This is a genomic window from Corynebacterium hesseae (genome assembly GCF_037850265.1).
GTDB classification, from domain to species: Bacteria; Actinomycetota; Actinomycetes; order Mycobacteriales; family Mycobacteriaceae; genus Corynebacterium; species Corynebacterium hesseae.
Genome location: NZ_CP137211.1, coordinates 1103914 through 1123207, shown reverse-complemented (window position 1 = coordinate 1123207; position 19294 = coordinate 1103914). Strand labels below are relative to the sequence as shown.

The window sequence follows — 19294 nt, the reverse complement described above, 5'->3', positions numbered from 1 at the left end:
GGTGATGTCCGCGCGGATTTCTAGTGTGTGGGCCATGAAGAACTACAGCAGCATTCACACTTCCGTTCAGTCCCCGTCCACTCTCAGCACCGGTGAACTCACCGCGGATATCCTCTACCACCACCACGAAACGCTTCGCTCCATAGAGAGCATCATCCGCCATCCACGCTCGCTTGCGCGGCCGACGCCGCAGTGGCGCCCGCCATCAAAAGTGCTGCCACCGGTAGAGATATATGGCGGTGAAGCACTCCCGCTGACGCTTACCATTTCGCGCCACCGCGTGGGTGAGCGGGCTAAGGCCCGCGTTCTGGGTTATGGCGAAAAGCGCGTGCCCTCTTACCTCGTTACGGTGCGCATTACTGATCCCACTGGCCGCCCCGTCGCCCCTTCACTAGCGGAAGCGTGGGTGCGGGCCCTAGTTCCTGAAGAACTCGTCTCCGCGGTGCATGAGATTTCCAGCAGCAGCGCGGCTACGTTTGTGTGGCTGGTGGATAGCGCCTACACACCGGTGCATTCCCCGCTTTCCCTTTTCGAAGGGTTTAGTCAGGCCGCCTAATACCGGTGGGCCTCATCAGGTCGAGATGCTCAGCCGCTAGAAATAGCGCTGGATCCGGTCCAGAAAACCTTTGGGCGGCTCCTCATCAAGAGAAAGCGAGAACCTGTCCTCCGTCAGCACGCGATCCAAAGCTGGGCGCGTCTCCGGGTAGTCATAAAGGCGGAGGATCGGCTTCGGAGCCAAGCGGATTGCAATGCACACCACAAGTGCCGTAAACGTCTTATCAATGACGTCAGAGCACAGGTTCTGAAGCAGTATGGCGAGGCGTTCATCATGCAGTATGAGCTCCCACAGCGCTATAAGTTCAGCGGGGCCGCGCTGGCCGTAATCGCTGGGAAGTAACCACGTAGAAACGGCGGACAACAATCCTGCGACAATGCCCAGCCCGGTACCAGCAAGCATCATGGCAAGCATTCGTTTAAACACACCACGGCGCGCAAGCCAGCCAAACAAATAGGCCACCACCACGGCTGTTGGCAAATACGCCAAGAGCGACGGGTTATTGATACTAGCCAGGCAAGCGCTCAAAACTGCGGTGCCCATTCCCAAGACAGGACCGTAAACGATTGCTATGAAAGCCGTGCCCATCATGTCGAGGTACAAGGGAATGTTGATGTTGAAGATCAACGACGACAAGAGGAGGTTTGCCGCCACTGCAAGCAAAGGGTTGAACAGAGCATGGTTACCCAAGGACCGCCACTGTGCGGCAATGAAGAAAATTGCGCCGAGCAGACTCAGGCACCACACGCCGGTCGAAAACACGGAGGAAAAGACAAAATCCCGATGGCCAAAGTCCGGATTCAACGACAGCACCCAAGACAAAGCCACACACACTAGCGCTGAGCCAACACACAGACGCTGGTACAGCGATGCCTTGTCATTCGGCATTTGTCTTGGTTGCTCCTCTTCAACGCCAGGGAAAAGTACGCTCCTACCCTACCCCGGACGCTTTTAGTCGTCGGCGTCGCCTTCCTCGATGTCGGAGTCATCGTCATCATCGTCTTCGAAGAGAACGTCATCATCGTCCTCATCATCGGCGCCGAAGATGTCATAGACCTCCGGCTCGTCGAAGTCATCGTCATCGATGCTCACCAGCTGTGCTTCCCAATCTAAGGCTTGATCAGAAACCAGGCTCAGCACGTCGAAGAGGCGGTCGAAGTCGGTGTAGGTACCCAGTTCAAGGGCCTCGGCGGGAACCTCGATGATGGGGGCTAGCCCGCCGTCCTCGTCGTCCGCATCACCGAAGATGGCAACACGCTCTTCCTCGCTGATGTCCTCCGGGGTATCGATTTCCCAGAGCTTGCTGATCGCCTCATCCTCCAGCTCATCGAGCTCTTCCTCATCGAAGTCGAAGGAGAGGAAACGCACGATCGCGCTCGGGACACCGTCGATGGTTTCCACGAGCACGCGCAGTTCCGAGTCGTTGGCAACTTCCGCCACGACCAGGTTCGGGTTGAACTCATCCTGGAGAAACTCCAACTCAGCGATGCGTTCATCGGTGCCCTCCAGCAGGTCACGCAGCACCGTCACCACCTGGTCCGTGGCGATGTGACGGGATACGGCCTCAACCGCATCCTCCACAGAGAACGCCACGGAGACCAAAACGGCCTCGAAGTCTTCGTCATCCTCGTCCACGTCGGCGGCGGCGATGTATACGTTGGCGGCTGGCAGAAGTGGGTCAATTTCCACAAACTGGATTTCCAAATCGGAGGTGATGGGCACGAACATCACATCGTCATTGACGCGGGACTCAATGCCCTCCCCGTCCAGCGCAGAGGCGATATCTTCAAAAAAGCTCATGTGATAAACATCCATCCATGTGGGAGTCTCACCCAGGCTGCTGCCAAGGCCCCACACATCTTACCTGCGTTCGCCGTCAATAGCTTTCCTCATCGAGCAGGAATCCCAGTTCCTTCAGAATCTCCGGGCGCCCAGTACCCCACTCCAACATGTCATAGGCCTCCCATGCTTGGCGACGCCCCTCCATCGGCGCCTCCTCGACGCGCGGCTCCACATCGAAGACCATGGTCGAGCGCTGCGGGGCGCGATATTGCGGCCAGTTCTCTAGAGGTGCGCCGCCCCGAATGAACTCGCCCCACTGCGCCTGCATGGTCTCGGTCACCTCCTCCATCTCGGAGGATTTGGCAATGCTGTTAAGAAAGGAAACGCGCGACGCCCCTGGGTCACCAAAGATATTGGAGAGCTCCATCGAGTGCATCGCCCCCAAGCCCAACCAACGCAGTGCTGCCGGGGCGAAATCGAAGCGGTACATCCACGTCGGATAGCGCCGCGCATGCTCTGAAGCCACGCGGACGGTGGGGGCCCAGAAGAGGGCGTCGGTAAGCAAGTCCCCAAAATCGCGGCGCGACACCGCACCACCGTATGCCGCGACGACATCCGGTGCGCTCTCCGGATCGAAGGAAGCTAGCAGGCGCAGCGCTGCGCGCTCACGCGCGCTCTGACGTTGGTAGAGGAACTTGCCAAAACTAGCTTCACCGGAATTAGTTCCTACAAGTAACGGCACGGGGTGCTGGTTGCCGGCCTCGAAGGCCTCGATGGGGTGCTGTGGGATGAGGTCGCCGTCGACAGTCGGCGCGTAACAGGAATTCAGATACAGCAACTCCCCCGCGCGCCACATCATGGACTGACCGGAGCGCACCACGTCCGCGAAGTCCTCGCGGCGTAAATCATCCGCGGTGGTATCACGCGGCAAAGCCATCTTATGAACGAGCTCGCGGGCCCAAAAGACTGACTGCGCTCGCGAATGGATCATGCCGATAGGTGGTGATTGAGCAATCGCACGGTGGAAAAGCCCCTCGGCGCGCGGAACAGCCATCAACGTCAGGACTGCCGCGCCGCCGGCGGATTCCCCCATGAGTGTGACGTTGTCGGGGTCCCCGCCGAAGGCCGCGATATTGTCCCGCACCCACTCCAAAGCCATAACCTGATCCGCCACGGCTGGGTTGGCGCAGGCCTCACCGCCTAAGCTGCGAACATCGAGGTAGCCCAAAGCCCCCAGGCGAAAATTCACCGACACGTAAACCACGCCCATCTGCGCCGCAAACTCGAAACCGCGCAGCATCAACATGTGGGAGGAGCCCACGATGAAGCTGCCGCCGTGCAGATACACCACGACGGGCAGCTTCTCCCCTGCCCGAGAACCTGACGGAGCATCGGGCCCACCAGTCTGGTGCGGGCGGACAACATCGAGGGTCAGGCAGTCCTCCGAGCCTTCAATACGGTCGGTCCAGGAATAGACCGGCTGCGGAGCAACGTGTCCAAACTCGCGGCAATCCCGGATCCCTTCCCATGCCGGGGCCGGGCGCGGCTCCATGAAACGATTCGCGCCCGACGTATCCGCGCCGAAGGGAATCCCGCGCCACGATCGCACGGGCGCGCTCAGCGGACGGTCCGTCCGCAATTCCTCTTCGATGCAGCCGCGGACCCAGCCGCCGCTGGTGAGGACCGTGAGATCGTCGGCAAGCGCGGTGCGTGCTGTCTCGTGGGCGGCGCGGGCACGGGCGTGGAGGGAATCTGCAAGCAAGCGCGCCGCGGCCGCGCTGACCTCACGCGGAGGGGAAGGCTCAAACTCGCTCATGTCTCATACCCTAGTGTGCTAGCTTGCCGACGCGCTCAATAAAGCTTTTTCGATACGGTGGTAAACATACAGTTCAGATTCAAAATCAGCATTAGTAGAGAGATAAGGTGAGCCAATGCTCGACAAGATCTTTGACAAAAAGAACAAAACGGTTAGCCGCCGGGATTCATCTAAAGAAGGGGCCAGCACTTCCGAGACCGTGGGCACCCTGGAGGTTGATGAGTCCAATCGCATTACCCAGGGTTTCTTAGGGGCCATCGACAAGATCGTCTCCGTACAGTCCTCCGTCATCATCAACTACGTCGAAGGCGTGAAGAAGCGCAACTCCGACGCCAGCCCGGCGGAGCTCCAAGCGCTCATTGACAAGCACTTTATGAACATCATCACCGGTACAGGTGCCGCCGCCGGCGCATCCGCGGCTATCCCTGGCATCGGCCTGGTCACCGGCGCAGCCACTATCGGCGCGGAATCCTTGGTCTTCCTCGAGGCCGCCGCGTGGTACATCCTCGCCTCGGCGCACCTGCGCGGTGATGACATCCGGGATAAGGAGCGCCGCCGTGCACTCGTGTTGGTGGTGCTCACCGGCTCCCAGGGCAGCGCCTTGGTCGATACCTTTGTGGGTGATGTGACCTCGCTGTCTGGTGTTACCTCCGCGGCCACACTCTCGCGCTTCTCCGGCCCTACCCTCAGCGGGCTCAACGGCCGTCTGACCAAGCTGTTTATGAAGCAGGCCACCAAGAAGCTGAAGTGGGCGTGGGTATCTAAGCTACTGCCGATGGGTGTCGGCGCGGTGCTGGGAACAACCGCCAACCGCAAACTGGGCCGCCAAGTAATTGACCATGCCAACACCCAACTCTCCCCCCTGCAGGGGGAGTAAAGGCCGCGAAACACGCCCAGGATAGTGGCCAAACTTACAGGGCCCGTATCATAAAGGAAGACACCTTTCGGGGTGCCTTTCGCACCCGTGGATTGGCCTACTAGAGTCGAATAAAGACAAACTTAGAAGCACAGAAAGAGGCGAGCATCTGCCGTGAGCAACTCGAGCATCTATGGCCCGAATGCGTGGCTGATTGACGAACAGTTTCAGCAGTACTCAAAGGATCCGAACTCCGTAGACAAGGAGTGGCGCGAGTACTTTGAGGCCAACGGGGCACCGAAGTCGGACGCTCCGGCCAACGCCCCCGCACAGAAGAAGGGCGCGGCACAGGCTGCAGAGAAGTCCCCTGCCGCACCGGGCGCCAAGGCACCGAGCGACTCTAAGGCTTCCGCCGCATCCAAGAAGGACGCCAAGAAGGCGGAAAAGAAGTCCGAGTCCCCGTTGGACCGCATCAAGGACGCACCGGAGCCGGGTTCCCGCGTGCTCAAGGGCATGTTCAAGGCAATCGCCAAGAACATGGACGAGTCCCTGGAAATCCCCACCGCTACCACTGTGCGCGACATCCCGGTCAAGCTCATGTGGGAAAACCGCGCGATGATCAACGATCACCTCAAGCGCACCCGCGGCGGCAAGATCTCCTTCACCCACATCCTGGGCTACGCGCTGGTTAAGGCCGTTCAGATCCACCCGGACATGAACGTGCGCTACGAAATCAAGGACGGCAAGCCCACCGTGGTCCAGCCGGAGCACGTCAACCTGGGCCTGGCCATCGACCTTCCGCAGAAGGATGGTTCCCGCGCCCTCGTCGTGGCCGCCATTAAGGAGGCGGAGAACAAGACCTTCGCCGAGTTCATCGATTCCTACCAGGACATCGTTGACCGCTCCCGCAAGAATAAGCTGACGATGGATGACTTCTCCGGCGTCACCATCAACCTGACCAACCCGGGCGGCATTGGCACCCGTCACTCCATCGCCCGCCTGACCAAGGGTTCCGGCGCCATCATCGGTGTCGGCTCCATGGACTACCCGGCTGAATTCGCCGGCACCTCCGCAGACCGCCTGGCTGATTTGGGCGTTGGCCGCCTGGTTACCCTCACCTCCACCTATGATCACCGCGTTATCCAGGGCGCTGAGTCTGGTGAGTTCCTGCGCACCATCGGCCAGCTCATTCTGGACGACGCCTTCTGGGACGAGCTCTTCGAGTCTCTGGGCGTTCCCTACCAGCCCTTCCGCTGGGCTGCCGACGTCCCTAACACGGGCGTCGACAAGAACACGCGCGTCCTGCAGTACATCGAGGCTTACCGCTCCCGCGGCCACCTGCTGGCTGACATCAACCCGCTGGGCTGGAAGCAGCCGGGCCTGCCTTGGCCGGATCACCGCGACCTGGACCTGGCTACCCACGGCCTGACCATCTGGGATCTGGACCGCACCTTCAACGTCGGCGGTTTCGGCGGCAAGGAGACCATGACTCTGCGCGAGGTGGTCACCCGCCTGCGCTCCGCTTACACCCTCAAGGTCGGCTCCGAGTACACCCATATCCTCGACCGCGATGAACGCAGCTGGCTCCAGGAGCAGATCGAGGCCGGCATGCCGAAGCCGACCAACTCTGAGCAGAAGTACATCCTGCAGAAGGTCAACGCGGCTGAAGCCTTCGAGAACTTCCTGCAGACCAAGTACGTAGGCCAGAAGCGCTTCTCCCTGGAGGGCGCTGAATCCCTCATCGCCCTGCTGGACTCCATCGTGGACACCGCGGCTGGCCAGGACCTCGACGAGGTCGTCATCGGTATGCCGCACCGCGGCCGCCTCAACGTGCTCTTCAACATCGTGGGCAAGCCGCTGGCAGATATCTTCGGTGAGTTCGACGGCAACTACAAGGGCGGCCAGCTCGGCGGCTCGGGTGACGTGAAGTACCACTTGGGTGCTGAGGGCGAGCACCTGCAGATGTTTGGTGACGGCGAAATCAAGGTCACCCTGGCCGCTAACCCGTCTCACCTCGAGGCCGTTGACCCGGTCATGGAAGGTATCGCACGCGCCAAGCAGGACATCCTGGACAAGGGCGCGGAGGGCCACACCGTCGTGCCGATCATGCTCCACGGCGATGCTTCCTTCACCGGCCTGGGCGTGGTCCAGGAAACCATCAACCTGTCCAAGCTGCGCGGCTACACCACCGGCGGTACCGTCCACGTGGTTGTCAACAACCAGGTTGGCTTCACCACCACCCCGGACTCCGGTCGTTCCACGCACTACGCCACCGACCTGGCCAAGGGCTTCGACTGCCCGGTCTTCCACGTCAACGGCGACAACCCCGAGGCAGTTGTCTGGGTGGGCAAGTTGGCCACCGAGTACCGCCGTCGCTTCGGCAAGGACGTCTTCATTGACCTCGTCTGCTACCGCCTGCGCGGCCACAACGAGGCCGATGACCCGTCGATGACCCAGCCGCTGCTCTACGACATCATCGATGACCACAAGTCCGTCCGTGAGCGCTACACCGAGGAGCTCATCGGCCGCGGCGACCTCTCCGATGAAGAGGCAGAGGCAGCTGCACGCGACTTCCACGACCAGATGGAGTCCGTCTTCACCGAGCACAAGAAGGCGCAAGAGGCTGGCCCGAAGGAGCAGACCGGTATTACCTCCTCCCAGGAGCTGACCCGTGGTCTGGATACCTCGATCACCGCCGAAGAGATCGCCGAGATCGGCGATGCCTACGGCACCCCGCCGGAGGACTTCGAGTACCACAAGCGTGTGGCCAAGGTGGCCAAGGAGCGCCAGAAGACTTCGCGTGAGGGCGGCATCGACTGGGGCTGGGGCGAGCTCATCGCCTTCGGTTCCCTGGCAAACTCCGGCAAGGTCGTGCGCCTGGCCGGTGAGGATTCCCGCCGCGGTACCTTCACGCAGCGCCACGCGGTGGCCTTCGATCCGCGCACGGGTGAGGAATACAACCCCGTTGGTCACCTGGCTGAGTCCAAGGGCAACGGCGGTAAGTTCATGGTCTACAACTCCGCGTTGACCGAGTACGCCGGCATGGGCTTCGAGTACGGCTACACCGTGGGTAACCCGGATGCCGTCGTGGCCTGGGAGGCACAGTTCGGTGACTTTGCCAACGGTGCTCAGACCATCATCGATGAGTACATCTCCTCCGGTGAGGCCAAGTGGGGCCAGCTCTCCAGCCTGATCCTGCTGCTGCCCCACGGCTACGAGGGCCAGGGCCCGGACCACTCCTCCGCCCGCATCGAGCGCTACCTCCAGCTGTGTGCTGAGGGCTCCATGACGGTGGCCCAGCCTTCCACCCCGGCTAACCACTTCCACCTGTTGCGCCGCCAGGCCCTTGGTGAGATGAAGCGCCCGCTCGTAGTCTTCACCCCGAAGTCCATGCTGCGTAACAAGGCAGCGACCTCCTCCGTTGAGGACTTCACCGAGGTTAAGAAGTTCCAGTCTGTCATCAACGACCCGAACTTCGTTGACATCAACGGCAAGAAGGTCGGCGATACTGACAAGGTCAAGACCATCATGCTGGTCTCCGGCAAGCTCTACTGGGAGCTGGCCAAGAAGAAGGAAGCCGATGGCCGCGATGACATCGCCATCGTGCGCGTGGAGATGCTCCACCCAATTCCGTTTAACCGCCTGCGTGAGGCTTTCGAGGCGTACCCGAACGCAACGCAGATTCGCTTCGTGCAGGACGAGCCGGCCAACCAGGGCCCGTGGCCGTTCTACAACGAGCACCTGCGTGAGCTCATCCCGGATATGCCGGAGATGGTCCGTGTATCCCGCCGCTCGCAGTCCTCGACTGCTACCGGCAACGCGAAGGTTCACCAGATTGAGCAGAAGAACCTGCTTGAGGAAGCCTTCGATATCTAAAGGCGATTAAAGCCGAAAGCGCGCTGGCACAAAGCACAGCGCAGCGCCATCACAAGCCCCGGCCGCCACGAACTCACAACGAGCGTGGTGGCTGGGGCTTTTCTATCTGTCAGGGACCCGCCAATACTGGCACAGGACCGCCAAATGCACGGGCCCAAGACTGAAACCAGTGTGTTCCCTGGCAGCGAACAACGCCGACGCAGCGCTTGGCGACGCTCCACCGGCCACCCCCAAAACCCCGCTACCGCTCACCACGCACTTCCCTATCACCTTTCAATTGCAGGTCACCTAGCGGGGCAAGGACACGGGCAACGTAACCGCCCCATACAAAAGCGAAACGCCCGAGCTATAGCTCGGGCGTTTGCTCGTGGTTTACTCAACCACTGCCTTGGGACCGGCGTGGCCCCTGAGGACACCTAGCGTCTAGGAATCCTTGGGGCGGCTAGGGCGCAGAATCAGAACTGCACCAGCGATGAGTGCCAATGCCACACCAATGAGGCCTAGGACGCTGGCACCGGTGTTGGCGAGTTTGCCAGACGAGGTGCTCTTAGAGGAGGCCGGGGTGCTCGACGTTGTGCCAGACTGGCTAGCCTGGCTCGGCTGGGCACTCGCGGTCTGCTCGGACGACGGCTGTGCTTCCGTACCCGGCGTCTGCGGCTCCTTCGGGTCCTCCGGCTTCAGCGGCTCAGCTGGCTTCGTCGGCAGCTCCGGAATGTGCGGAGGCTTGAAGAAGTGCGCCAGTGCCGGCGGGATAATCACCAGCGGGATGAGCGGCCACAACTTGCTGAGGTTCGGGATGCTCGAGGTACCCGGCTTATCCGGCTTTTCCGTCGGAGTCTCGGTCTGGCTTTCAGAAGGCTTTTCCGTCGGTTCCTCGGTCTGGCTTTCAGAAGGCTTTTCCGTCGGTTCCTCGGTCTGGCTTTCAGAAGGCTTCTCTGTCGGTTCCTCGGTCTGGCTTTCAGAAGGCTTCTCTGTCGGTTCCTCGGTCTGGCTTTCAGAAGGCTTCTCTGTCGGTTCCTCGGTCGGGTCTTCAGAAGGCTTTTCCGTCGGTTCCTCGGTCTGGCTTTCAGAAGGCTTCTCTGTCGGTTCCTCGGTCGGAGCTTCGGAAGGCTTTTCCGTCGGTTCCTCGGTCTGGCTTTCAGAAGGCTTTTCCGTCGGTTCCTCGGTCTGGCTTTCAGAAGGCTTCTCTGTCGGTTCCTCGGTCGGAGCTTCGGAAGGCTTTTCCGTCGGGTTGTCGGTCGTCGGGACCGGCGGTACCTCGCACTTGCACTTGGAGCCCACACGAATCTTGCGCGGAGTCGGCTCCTTGGTAACTTCCTCGGAGGTCTCAGGATCACCAACTGGCTTGCCATTTTCGAGCTTCCAGGTCTTGGTGACTTCCTTCTCGCCGAAGGCGCCAGCCTGGTCCTCAACAACCTTGCCCACCTCGAGGTTCGGGTCGTACTCAATGAGGGTGTCGTACGGGGTATTCTCGGTGTGCTTGTCGGTGAGCTCGGTCTGGTTCTTGGACGGACCAACCTCGACGATGTGCTTGACCGGGTCGCTGATCTTCTCGGAGTTGTCCTCCGTGGAAATCTCACCGTTTTCGGCGTTCACCTTGACGGTGTGCTTGACCTCACCCTGCTTACCTTCCTGGACAACCTTGGTTTCACCAGGCTGCAGGTCAGGGTTGACACGCACCTCGACTTCGAACGGAGTCTTCTCAGTCCACTCGAACTCGGTGGAGGCAGGCTTGCCCTTCGTACCGACCTTGATGATCTTCTTGACCGGCTCGGTCACACGCTCAGTGTTGGACTTCGTGTCCGTCACCTTCGAATTCTCGATTATCTGGGTAGTCGTGACCTTATCCTTACCCAGCTGACCCTCTTGGACTACTTCCTGGGTACCGGCTTCCAGAGTGTCGTCGTAGATGATTTCAGTCTCGAACGGAACAGCAACTTCGTACTCTGAGGAGTGCTCGCCTGTGGTCTTAGTACCGACGCGGATGATCTGCTCGGTTGGTTCCTTGGTGCGCTCAGTCGTCACTTCCGGGTCACCGGAAGGCTTACCGTCGACGACCTTCTGAGTAGAGGTTACGGTCTCGCTTCCGAGCTCGCCCTGCTGATCGACGACCTGCTCACCCTCCTTGAGGCTGTCATCAAAGACAATCTTGGTCTCGAACGGAACAGGCTTTTCAACCTTGGTCACCACGGAGGTGTCCTCAGCTGCGGGGCCGTACTCGATGATTTCCTTGACCGGGTCCTTCGTCTGCTTCTCTTCTGGGGTAACCGTCGCCTGGTCACCCTTGGCGGTGAAGTCCGCGGTGTAGGTCTTCTCACCCGGCACGCCCTTCTGGACAACCTTGATCTCACCCGGCTTGAGCTCCGGGTTCGGGCGGGTCTCAACCTCGAACGGAACCTGGGCAGTCCAGGTGACCTTCTCGGAAGCCTCAGACGGCTTGGTACCAACCTTGATCACCTGGTCAACAGGCTTCTTGGTGATTTCCTCAGTGATCTGCGGATCACCCGGCTTGGAGTTGGTGATATCACGCGTGATTGTCACCGTCGTCTCACCAGCAACACCCTCGGTCTCAATCTTGGACGTACCGGCAGGCATGTTCGGATCGAACTCGATCTTTACACCGAACGGAACCTCAGACTTAACGGTTTCAGTCGTAGTACCGGTGGTCTTGGTACCAACACGGATGATCTGCTCGGTTGGTTCCTTGGTGCGTTCAGTGGACACGGTCGGGTCGCCCGAAGGCTTACCGTCCACGATCTTCTGAGTGGAAGTCTCAACCTCAGTGCCGAGCTCGCCCTTCTGATCGACGATCTGCTTGCCCTCTTCCAGGGTGTCATCGAAGACGACCTTGGTCTCAAACGGAATCGGCTTCTCGGTCTTGGTCACCAGCTCGCTCGGGGCCAGCCCCGGGCCATACTCAATGATGCGCGGCTTGGCTTCCTTGGTGGTCTCTTCCTCGGCAACCTGTGCCTCGGAACCCTTAGCGGTGAACTTAGCAGTGTAAGTCTTCTCGCCGTTTGCGCCTTCCTGGACAACACGGGTCTCACCAGGCTTCAGGGCGGGGTTCTCACGGACCTCGGTCGGGAACGGAATCGGGACTGTCCACTTGACGTCCTTGGCGCTTTCGGCAGGCTTGGTGCCGACGACGACGGCTTCGTTGACGGGAGCCTTGGTGCGCTCCCAGCTACCGTCCTTGTTCTGCTTCTCCGAGCCAGGCACGCCCTCGGTTTCAACCGTGTAGGTACCCGCCGGGACGGTGTCGTCATACTTGTACTCGACGTCGAACGGCACCTCGCGCGTCGGGACGTCGACAACGTTGACCACAGCGTAAGCGGTATCCGTAGAGCCGTCCTCGTAGGTCACAGAAACCGGAATCTTGACCTGGTCACCTGGCTTCGCATCCGCGGGTGCGGTTGCGGTGACCTGGCCATTATCGTCAATGCTGACGGTCCAGCCGGCAGGAACATCACCCAACTTGTATGGGTTTTCCTTCGCGACGTTGACGTTCTCCGGCTTGTCGAGAGCGACCGGCAGCTTAGCAGTATCGCCCGGGTACACCGTTTCTACCGGGTAGGACGGCTCAGCTTCCCAGTTGTTGGTCAGCTTCACCACGGTGGTGACTGGCACCAGCGGGGTGGAGCCGTCCGGAGTCGTCACAGTAACGTTGATGGTCTTCTTGTCACCCGGCTTGGCATCTGCCGGCGGGGTGGAAGATACGACACCGGTGTTCGGGTCGACCGTGTACTTCCAGCCGTCGACCTCCTGTTCAGTGATCGGTGCGCCGCTCTCATCGGTACCGAAGGAGAACTTCGAACCCTTAGGTGCGTCCTGGACGTTGTGATTCACAGCCTGATTCGGGCCAGTGGTCTCCACGGAGTACGTCGGAGAGATGTCGCTCTTCAGAACAACGACGGTGCCGTTGACCTCTTGCGGCTTGTCAGCGTTCTCGTAGTGGGCAAGAACCGGAACGTTCAGGATGTAGCCCTCGGGCGCGGTCCGTGGAATGGTCGTGGTGATTTCACCAGTGTTCTCGTCAATCTTGACGGTCCACGTGCCGCTGTCATCCGTGACGGTCATCTCGGTCGAGCCGTCCTTGAAGGTGTAGCGCTTCGGTGCCTCGTCGGTCGTGTTGCCGCTCAGTCCGCGCTCCGGAATCTCCGGCTTGAGGGAGACCTTGGCAGTCGGCTTATTGGTGACCGTGTCGTAGTTCGGGATCTTGATGTCGACGATCGCCTGGAACTGGGTCTCGATCTCATCGGTGGTGTGATCTGGGTAGGTCGCCTTCACCTTCGGGGTGATGATGGTGCCCGGTGCCACGGTGTCGTCTGCCTTGGCGGTGACCTTGCCGGTCTCATCGATGGTAACGGTCCAGCCTTCAGGCACAGTGGACTCGTCGATCTCGAACTTGGCCGGGTGGACTGGCTTGTAGCCCTTCATGATGGACTTCGTACCCACCTGTGCGGTGAGATCGTCACCTATGGTGCCCTTCGTCAAGCCCGGGCGCACGAGGTCGGTGACCTGGGTGTTGTTCGGGTCGACAACCACGAGGAGTTCCAGCTCGTCCGTGGAGCCGTTGGAGTACTCCACCGTCACCACAGGGCGCGCAAAGGTTCCCGGACGCGGATTCTCCGGAGCGGTGACAGTGACGTTGTAGTCCTCGTCCATCTCCACGGTCCAGCCCTCGTAGACGTACTTCTCGTCGAGGGAGACCTTAGCTTCGAAGCCACCGTCGCCCTTCTTCTTCGCCAGTTCCTTGATCAGGTCAGGGGTCTGGGTGAAGGTGACCTTTTGAGGTTCGGTAGCAATCGGGCCGGTTGCACTATCGACGCCCGAGATAATCGAAGCGTCCGTCTTGTCGTACTTTGGGGAGTGGTACTCCGTGTCATCCAGGGAGAACGCCTTCGAATCGATGACGTTCGCCTTGTTGTAGCGCGTCAGCGAGTTGGAGCTGTCGAAGGCCTTGCCTTCACCTTCGGGGTTGTTGTTGTCATTAGCAGCCTGGAGCTGATCCACGGTACGTGGCTTCGCCAAAACGGAAAAGTTCACGTTCTTGTCAGTTGCCAGGTCGGTACCGCGGTACTCAGGCCAGGTGAAGAAGACCTCGCCGGTCGCTTCGTCGATACGCAGGTTCTGCGTACCGCCAGACGCTGCCGGGTCTGTGGTGCCGATGAACTTGCCGTTGCCGTCGTAGGCCTCCACGACCATGCGAGACATCGAGTCATCAGTGCCACCGTTTTGCACAGCAGGAACGTTGATCGTGCCGACCTTGGTTTCCTCACCAGGGACGATCACGTGCTTTTCGAAAGACTCCCACGAGACTGTGATCGGGTTACATTCGATGTTCTCGCTCGGCCACGGGTTGACAACAGCGCCGAATGTGGCACTGGCGCCTTGCGTGGCTTTCAGGCCGTTAGGGTTGTCTTTCGTGTAGCGCCCCTGCCAGGCGTAGCGCACCGGGTTAGCTGCACCAGCTTCTGCGAACTGCTTGACCTCTGCATCGGTGAGTTGCGCGGAAAGGTTCAAGTTTCGTTGGCGGCCGGCAGAATCAATGACGATGCTCTCGTCAGCCTTGTGGGTGACGTTCTCGCCAAGGAAGGTCTGACCGACATTCATGGAGGGCACCGCGCCGGCATTCAAGACGGTGCCAAGGTTACCTGAATTGGTAAAGGACCAATCGGCGAATGTGCGATCCTTCGAGTTGTCAAAGGAGAGGCCCAGACCCCACAGGGTCTTGTCAGGGCTCGTTGCACTCGGCTCCAGGGTGTTCCAGCTAAAACCGGCCTGGCTGCCGCTCGGATCGCCACTGTTGACAGCACACGAACCGGCCGGCAGGTCCGAGGCCTTCTGGGCATCCTTCTCAACTGCGCCGGACTTGTCGCGGATGCCACCGCTCAGCGTGGCAGCGGTGGCCTCCGGGACCACCGTGTTAAAAGAGGTAATGCTCAGCCCACTGAGCGCGAGGGTAATGGCAGAAAGAGCTGCTACTCCCCTGCGGGAAGAGCGACGCCTAGACGTGTCACTGCTTTGTGCATTCATTCTTTATGTCCTTTCAAATGCAGCACATTTCCCCACCTCTGGCGTAGAGGCCCGAAAGCCGCTGCGTCTTATCAAGCTCTTCCTCACAAAACTCCTCGAGAATCGACAGGAAGAGACAGATGAACGCATCAAATTCTACATACCCCCACAGAAAAATACTAGGAAAAAGGGATTTTACCTGGGATTTTTAAGGATAACTACGTCCCGCCTGGAAAATATAAATTTCCCTGAAACGCCCAATCTATGAGATACTGTTACGTTTCTGCACGTAGGGAAAGGGCGGTACTGTGAGACGTCGCCAAGCAGAGCGTGCTCATGGCTGTTTTATGCAGTCCCCCATCGCCACCCCCAGACGACTAGGAGCTACCCCCTATACTTGCCCCTCTTAGGATTTTTCGTGGACTAAATCCGAGCCACCAGAGGAATTGGAGTCACCTTCCTCGTTGAGGTTCTGCGAGAGGTTTGCCTCCATCCAGGCGCGCACGGCCTCCTCAAAGTCCTCGGAGTCGTCCACTTCCCCTACGACTTCATCCAAGTCCTGCGCGGTGAGGAACTTGGTAAAGGACGCAATCTCTAGTTTCTCATCGCGGTTGAATAACCCGTCCTGGTAGACCACGACGTAGTTTTGCGGCAACTCCGGCTTGGAGTTGGGGCACCCCTCCGCACCTGCGGGCTCCACCACGGAGACCTCTGGGGGCAACGAGGCCATGAGCGCGACGTGAGTGCGTTCCAAGAAATCCACGTCCTTGGTCCCCTCATCCTTAGCGGCCGCATAGTCCTTCGACATCTCGCGGGCCTCCACCGGGTTGTAGACGTTTAGAAACTCGCCAGTGCAACCAACGAAGAAGTTACCGTTAGTGCTCACCCCACTGACGCGCTCACCGCCGCGTCGCACCAGCATCGGTTCCTGGGACACGGTGGCCGCGCGCCCCTCATCGCGCAGAGTCTGGCGGTAGATTTCCGCCAAAACGCGCTGCTCATGGGACGTCGGGTCAATCATGATGGTGATTGGTGCCTCAGACACAGGCTTGGGGTCTGGCTTGGGCTCATATCCCGCGCAGGCGCTGAGCGACGCCCCCACAACCCCCACCAACGCCACCCCCGCGACGCGGGAGAAGGTACGGGAACGTGAGGTATGGCGGGGCATCAAAATAAGGCGCATTCTTTCTCTTTAACCAGACATGGAGCAGGACATAAACCACAACATGTCACTACTGTGCGGCTGCAGCGCTGAGGCGCAGCATCTGGCTGAATTTTACACATCCCATTGCCTTGACGCGGTGTGGCTCTCCTCAGCAACGGGTGACTAGACTGGTGCGGGTTATGACTAGCGCTATTACTGAATCTTCCGTTCGCGACGCGCTCACCCGCGTCGATGACCCAGAAATTGGCCGCCCCATCACGGAACTCGGCATGGTGAAGTCCGTGGCCGTTAACGGCTCAGACGTGGCTATCGAGCTGTATCTCACCATCGCGGGTTGCCCGATGAAGAGCACCATCGAGTCCAATACCCGCGCGGCCGTGGCGGAGCTTGACGGGGTCGGCGAGATTAGCATCTCCATGACGCCGATGAGCGACGAGCAGCGTAAAAAGCTCAAGCAGAAGCTGCGCGGCGGCCAAGCCGAACCGGAGATCCCCTTTGCCAAACCGGAATCCACTACCCGCGTTTTCGCGGTGGCCTCCGGCAAGGGTGGCGTGGGCAAGTCTTCCGTCACAGTGAACTTGGCGGCTGCCTTGGTGAACAAGGGGCTCAAGGTGGGCATCGTGGATGCCGATATCTACGGCCACTCCGTGCCCAGCCTGCTGGGTTCCACTGCGGGCCCCACAGTGCTTGACGACGAAATGCTGCTTCCCCCAGTTTCGCACGGCATCAAGCACATCTCCATCGGCCAGTTCGTGGAGGGCAACGCGCCCGTCGTCTGGCGCGGGCCTATGCTGCACCGCGCCCTTCAGCAGTTCCTTGCAGACGTCTTCTGGGGTGACCTTGACGTACTCCTGCTGGACCTGCCGCCGGGTACGGGCGACGTGGCCCTGTCGGTGGCCCAGCTCATCCCCAACGCCGAGCTGCTCATCGTCACCACCCCGCAGGCAGCTGCGGCCGAGGTGGCCGAGCGCGCCGGTTCCATCTCGCAGCAAACGCGCCAGCGCGTGGCCGGCGTGATTGAGAACATGGGTGCAATGGTCATGCCGGATGGTTCCACCATGGATATCTTCGGCTCCGGCGGCGGCAGCGTGGTGGCCGAACGCCTCAGCGTGCTGCTGGGCCACGAGGTTCCCCTGCTGGCCAGCATCCCGCTCGATCCGAGCCTGCGCGCCGCCGGCGACGCCGGAACCCCCATCGTTGTCTCCGCGCCCGACTCCCCCGCTACAAAGGCCATCACCAAGGTGGCGGATTCCATCGCCGTGCGCTCCGATTCCCTCGTGGGCAAGAAACTCGGTTTGGGCGTGACCCGCAAGAACTAATCGGGTCTTAGGTGACATCCTCCCAGGAGGAGCTGCCCTCGCCGGTGGGTGTAGCCCCGCCGCGCGGGGGCTGCTGCGTACCCAGGTCCGGGTAGACCTGCGAATAATCAAATGTCGGCCGCCCCGTATTCTGCTCCGGCGCTGGCTGCGCTGGCCTCTGCGGCGCGGGCTGGTTGTTTACTTCTGCGTCGTGCTCGTACGGGCTGGTGCTCTTCTTGATGTCCTCGGCCATCTTCTTCGGGTTGAAATCGTCCCAGGCGGAATCGTCGCCGTCGAAAAGCGCCTTGGTGATAACCCCACGCGGGCCCATGCGCGTCCACTCGGCCGCCTGGCTCAGCGGTACGCGAAGGTCATCGAACTCCGCGCCGAGACCACTCATCTCACCGTTGAGCTCCGCCTTAGCGTTGGCAATTGCTTTGCGCGCCGCGTAGATGGCTGCGCGGACGTCCATGATCACGCCTGGCAGGCGCTCAGGACCAATGATGACCAAGCCGAGGAGAACGATAAGGAGTATCTCTACCCAACCAATTGAGGAAAACACGAAACTATCTTAACCACTTCGCTGTATGTGACAGGCAGGACCGGTATGTAGGGCGCGCCGAGGAGCCTTCGCCACTTCGCACGTGACTGTGGTGTCAGCCCCTCTGGTTATGGCGAATAGCGCGGACGACCATCTCCACCTTGTCAAGGAAGTCTTGGCGAGGCCGATGGGCGGGCATCTCCGCGTCCGGCCCAGGCCCAGCGCCCTGATTAGCAATACCCGCAAGTTTAGCCATGAGGGAATCCGGCGCCTTGACGTGGGAATCCACGCTGCATTCCCGAATCCATTCGGCGGCATTGCGCTGGTGGTGAATGTCCGCTCGGCACTCCGCGCAGTGCACGAGATGAACGCGCACGCGGTGGGCATACTTGGCCGGCATTTCACCATCGACAAAGGCGACGACCGCCTCGGGCCCCAAGTGGCCGATCGTATCCGCGCGCTGCGCGCGTGACTTGGCTTTATCGCGGACTTTGGCTTGGGCCTCAGTAAAGAATCCGGACGAGCCTAGGTAGTGGCCATGTTCCTGATCCCCCGAGGACTTCTTATGCCCTGATTCCTTCACCTCAACGTCACCTCAACTCAGCGCGTGCTTTAGGCCTTCACTTAGCTGCGAGTTTCGCAGTCCTAAGGCTAAACGCTGCCCAGTCTAGCGCGTGCGCAGCAGGCTGCGGGTGTCCGCGTTGGTCTGCGCTTCCTTTTCCAATGCGGCGCGCAACTGGGAGCGGCCGCGGTGGATTCGAGAGCGCACGGTACCCATCTTCACACCGAGAGTTTCGGCGATTTCGTCGTAGCTCATGCCAACGACATCACAGAGCACCACCGCAACACGAAAATCAGGCGCAAGGTTATCCAGTGCCGATTGCAACGCCGGGTCGAGGTTAGCCACCGAGTAGGCCTGCTCCGGGGTCATGTCAGTGCCGGGGACACGCTCATAATCCTCCGGCAAGGCCTCCATGCGAATCTTGGAGCGGTGGCGGACCATGTCCAAGAAGAGATTCGTGGTAATGCGGTGCAGCCATCCCTCAAAGGTTCCGGCCTGGTATTTATTCAAGGAGCGGAAGACGCGCATGAAGGTCTCCTGCGTAAGATCCTCGGCGTCATGCTGGTTACCGGAGAGGCGGTAGGCCAAACGGTAGACACCATCAGCATGTTCGGCAACGAGTTCCCCCCAAGAGGGCATGTCGCCCTGGCCGGCGTCGAACGCTGCGGTTCCGGTCAGCTCTTGGGCTTCTGCGTTCTCGGAAGAGCTGACGGTGGAAGAAGAATCACGAGTGCTTTGAGCGGTCTCAACACTGCGCTGCTGTGTGGTCATGAGGATCATCATTCTATAGTGCGGGCCGAAACTCCAGCCAGCGCACTGTGAGCAGC

At 60.3% G+C, this 19294-nt stretch carries 12 protein-coding genes; 4 read left to right on the top strand and 8 right to left on the bottom strand.

The genetic code is table 11. The features are described from left to right. Positions 1–34 precede the first annotated feature (34 nt). Positions 35–556: a hypothetical protein gene (locus R3O64_RS05270; RefSeq protein ID WP_230307869.1), complete on the top strand. Its 522-nt coding sequence runs from the start codon at positions 35–37 to the stop codon at positions 554–556. Between the two features lie 36 nt (positions 557–592). Here R3O64_RS05270 and R3O64_RS05265 read toward each other — a convergent pair whose 3' ends face one another. The 3 genes from R3O64_RS05265 to R3O64_RS05255 all read right to left on the bottom strand — a co-directional run bounded on the left by R3O64_RS05265 (position 593) and on the right by R3O64_RS05255 (position 4154). Beyond that, a complete protein-coding gene (locus tag R3O64_RS05265) occupies positions 593–1444 on the bottom strand; it encodes a hypothetical protein (RefSeq protein WP_154762037.1) in 852 nt (283 codons plus the stop codon). 63 nt (positions 1445–1507) lie between these two features. Then, positions 1508–2356, bottom strand: coding sequence for a DNA primase (locus tag R3O64_RS05260; protein ID WP_339017441.1), 849 nt, complete (start codon positions 2354–2356; stop codon positions 1508–1510). Positions 2357–2432: 76 nt separating this feature from the next. Beyond that, complete coding sequence (locus R3O64_RS05255; RefSeq protein ID WP_339017440.1) at positions 2433–4154, bottom strand: carboxylesterase/lipase family protein; 1722 nt, start codon at positions 4152–4154, stop codon at positions 2433–2435. 115 nt (positions 4155–4269) lie between these two features. On the opposite strand from R3O64_RS05255, the gene R3O64_RS05250 reads away from it, so the two are divergent. Beyond that, positions 4270–5031, top strand: coding sequence for a hypothetical protein (locus R3O64_RS05250; RefSeq protein WP_339017439.1), 762 nt, complete (start codon positions 4270–4272; stop codon positions 5029–5031). A 153-nt stretch (positions 5032–5184) separates the two neighbouring features. Beyond that, positions 5185–8886 (top strand): multifunctional oxoglutarate decarboxylase/oxoglutarate dehydrogenase thiamine pyrophosphate-binding subunit/dihydrolipoyllysine-residue succinyltransferase subunit, encoded by a 3702-nt coding sequence (locus R3O64_RS05245; protein WP_339017438.1) that lies wholly within the window; start codon positions 5185–5187, stop codon positions 8884–8886. Between the two features lie 423 nt (positions 8887–9309). On the opposite strand, the gene R3O64_RS05240 is transcribed toward R3O64_RS05245, so the two are convergent. Next, the gene (locus R3O64_RS05240) at positions 9310–14922 is read right to left on the bottom strand and encodes a G5 domain-containing protein (protein ID WP_339017437.1); all 5613 of its coding nucleotides are present in this window, start codon (positions 14920–14922) and stop codon (positions 9310–9312) included. A gap of 385 nt (positions 14923–15307) precedes the next feature. After that, positions 15308–16084 carry a hypothetical protein gene (locus R3O64_RS05235; protein ID WP_339017436.1) on the bottom strand — a complete coding sequence of 259 codons (777 nt, stop codon included), beginning with the start codon at positions 16082–16084 and terminating at the stop codon, positions 15308–15310. Between the two features lie 161 nt (positions 16085–16245). On the opposite strand from R3O64_RS05235, the gene R3O64_RS05230 reads away from it, so the two are divergent. Beyond that, positions 16246–17385, top strand: coding sequence for an Mrp/NBP35 family ATP-binding protein (locus tag R3O64_RS05230; RefSeq protein WP_339017435.1), 1140 nt, complete (start codon positions 16246–16248; stop codon positions 17383–17385). 7 nt (positions 17386–17392) lie between these two features. On the opposite strand, the gene R3O64_RS05225 is transcribed toward R3O64_RS05230, so the two are convergent. The 3 genes from R3O64_RS05225 to sigE form a co-directional block, all read right to left on the bottom strand. Beyond that, positions 17393–17926: a Sec-independent protein translocase TatB gene (locus R3O64_RS05225; protein ID WP_339017434.1), complete on the bottom strand. Its 534-nt coding sequence runs from the start codon at positions 17924–17926 to the stop codon at positions 17393–17395. Between the two features lie 94 nt (positions 17927–18020). Next, positions 18021–18488 (bottom strand): anti-sigma factor family protein, encoded by a 468-nt coding sequence (locus R3O64_RS05220; protein ID WP_070562905.1) that lies wholly within the window; start codon positions 18486–18488, stop codon positions 18021–18023. Between the two features lie 84 nt (positions 18489–18572). Then, complete coding sequence (gene sigE / locus R3O64_RS05215; RefSeq protein ID WP_070563082.1) at positions 18573–19238, bottom strand: RNA polymerase sigma factor SigE; 666 nt, start codon at positions 19236–19238, stop codon at positions 18573–18575. Positions 19239–19294 lie beyond the last annotated feature (56 nt).

Coding starts and splice junctions, on each gene's coding strand:
- R3O64_RS05255 (WP_339017440.1), bottom strand. CDS start 4,154: ATGAGCGAGTTTGAGCCTTCCCCTCCGCGTGAGGTCAGCGCGGCCGCG.
- R3O64_RS05240 (WP_339017437.1), bottom strand. CDS start 14,922: ATGAATGCACAAAGCAGTGACACGTCTAGGCGTCGCTCTTCCCGCAGG.
- R3O64_RS05265 (WP_154762037.1), bottom strand. CDS start 1,444: ATGCCGAATGACAAGGCATCGCTGTACCAGCGTCTGTGTGTTGGCTCA.
- R3O64_RS05260 (WP_339017441.1), bottom strand. CDS start 2,356: ATGAGCTTTTTTGAAGATATCGCCTCTGCGCTGGACGGGGAGGGCATT.
- sigE (WP_070563082.1), bottom strand. CDS start 19,238: ATGACCACACAGCAGCGCAGTGTTGAGACCGCTCAAAGCACTCGTGAT.
- R3O64_RS05250 (WP_339017439.1), top strand. CDS start 4,270: ATGCTCGACAAGATCTTTGACAAAAAGAACAAAACGGTTAGCCGCCGG.
- R3O64_RS05235 (WP_339017436.1), bottom strand. CDS start 16,084: ATGCGCCTTATTTTGATGCCCCGCCATACCTCACGTTCCCGTACCTTC.
- R3O64_RS05230 (WP_339017435.1), top strand. CDS start 16,246: ATGACTAGCGCTATTACTGAATCTTCCGTTCGCGACGCGCTCACCCGC.
- R3O64_RS05270 (WP_230307869.1), top strand. CDS start 35: ATGAAGAACTACAGCAGCATTCACACTTCCGTTCAGTCCCCGTCCACT.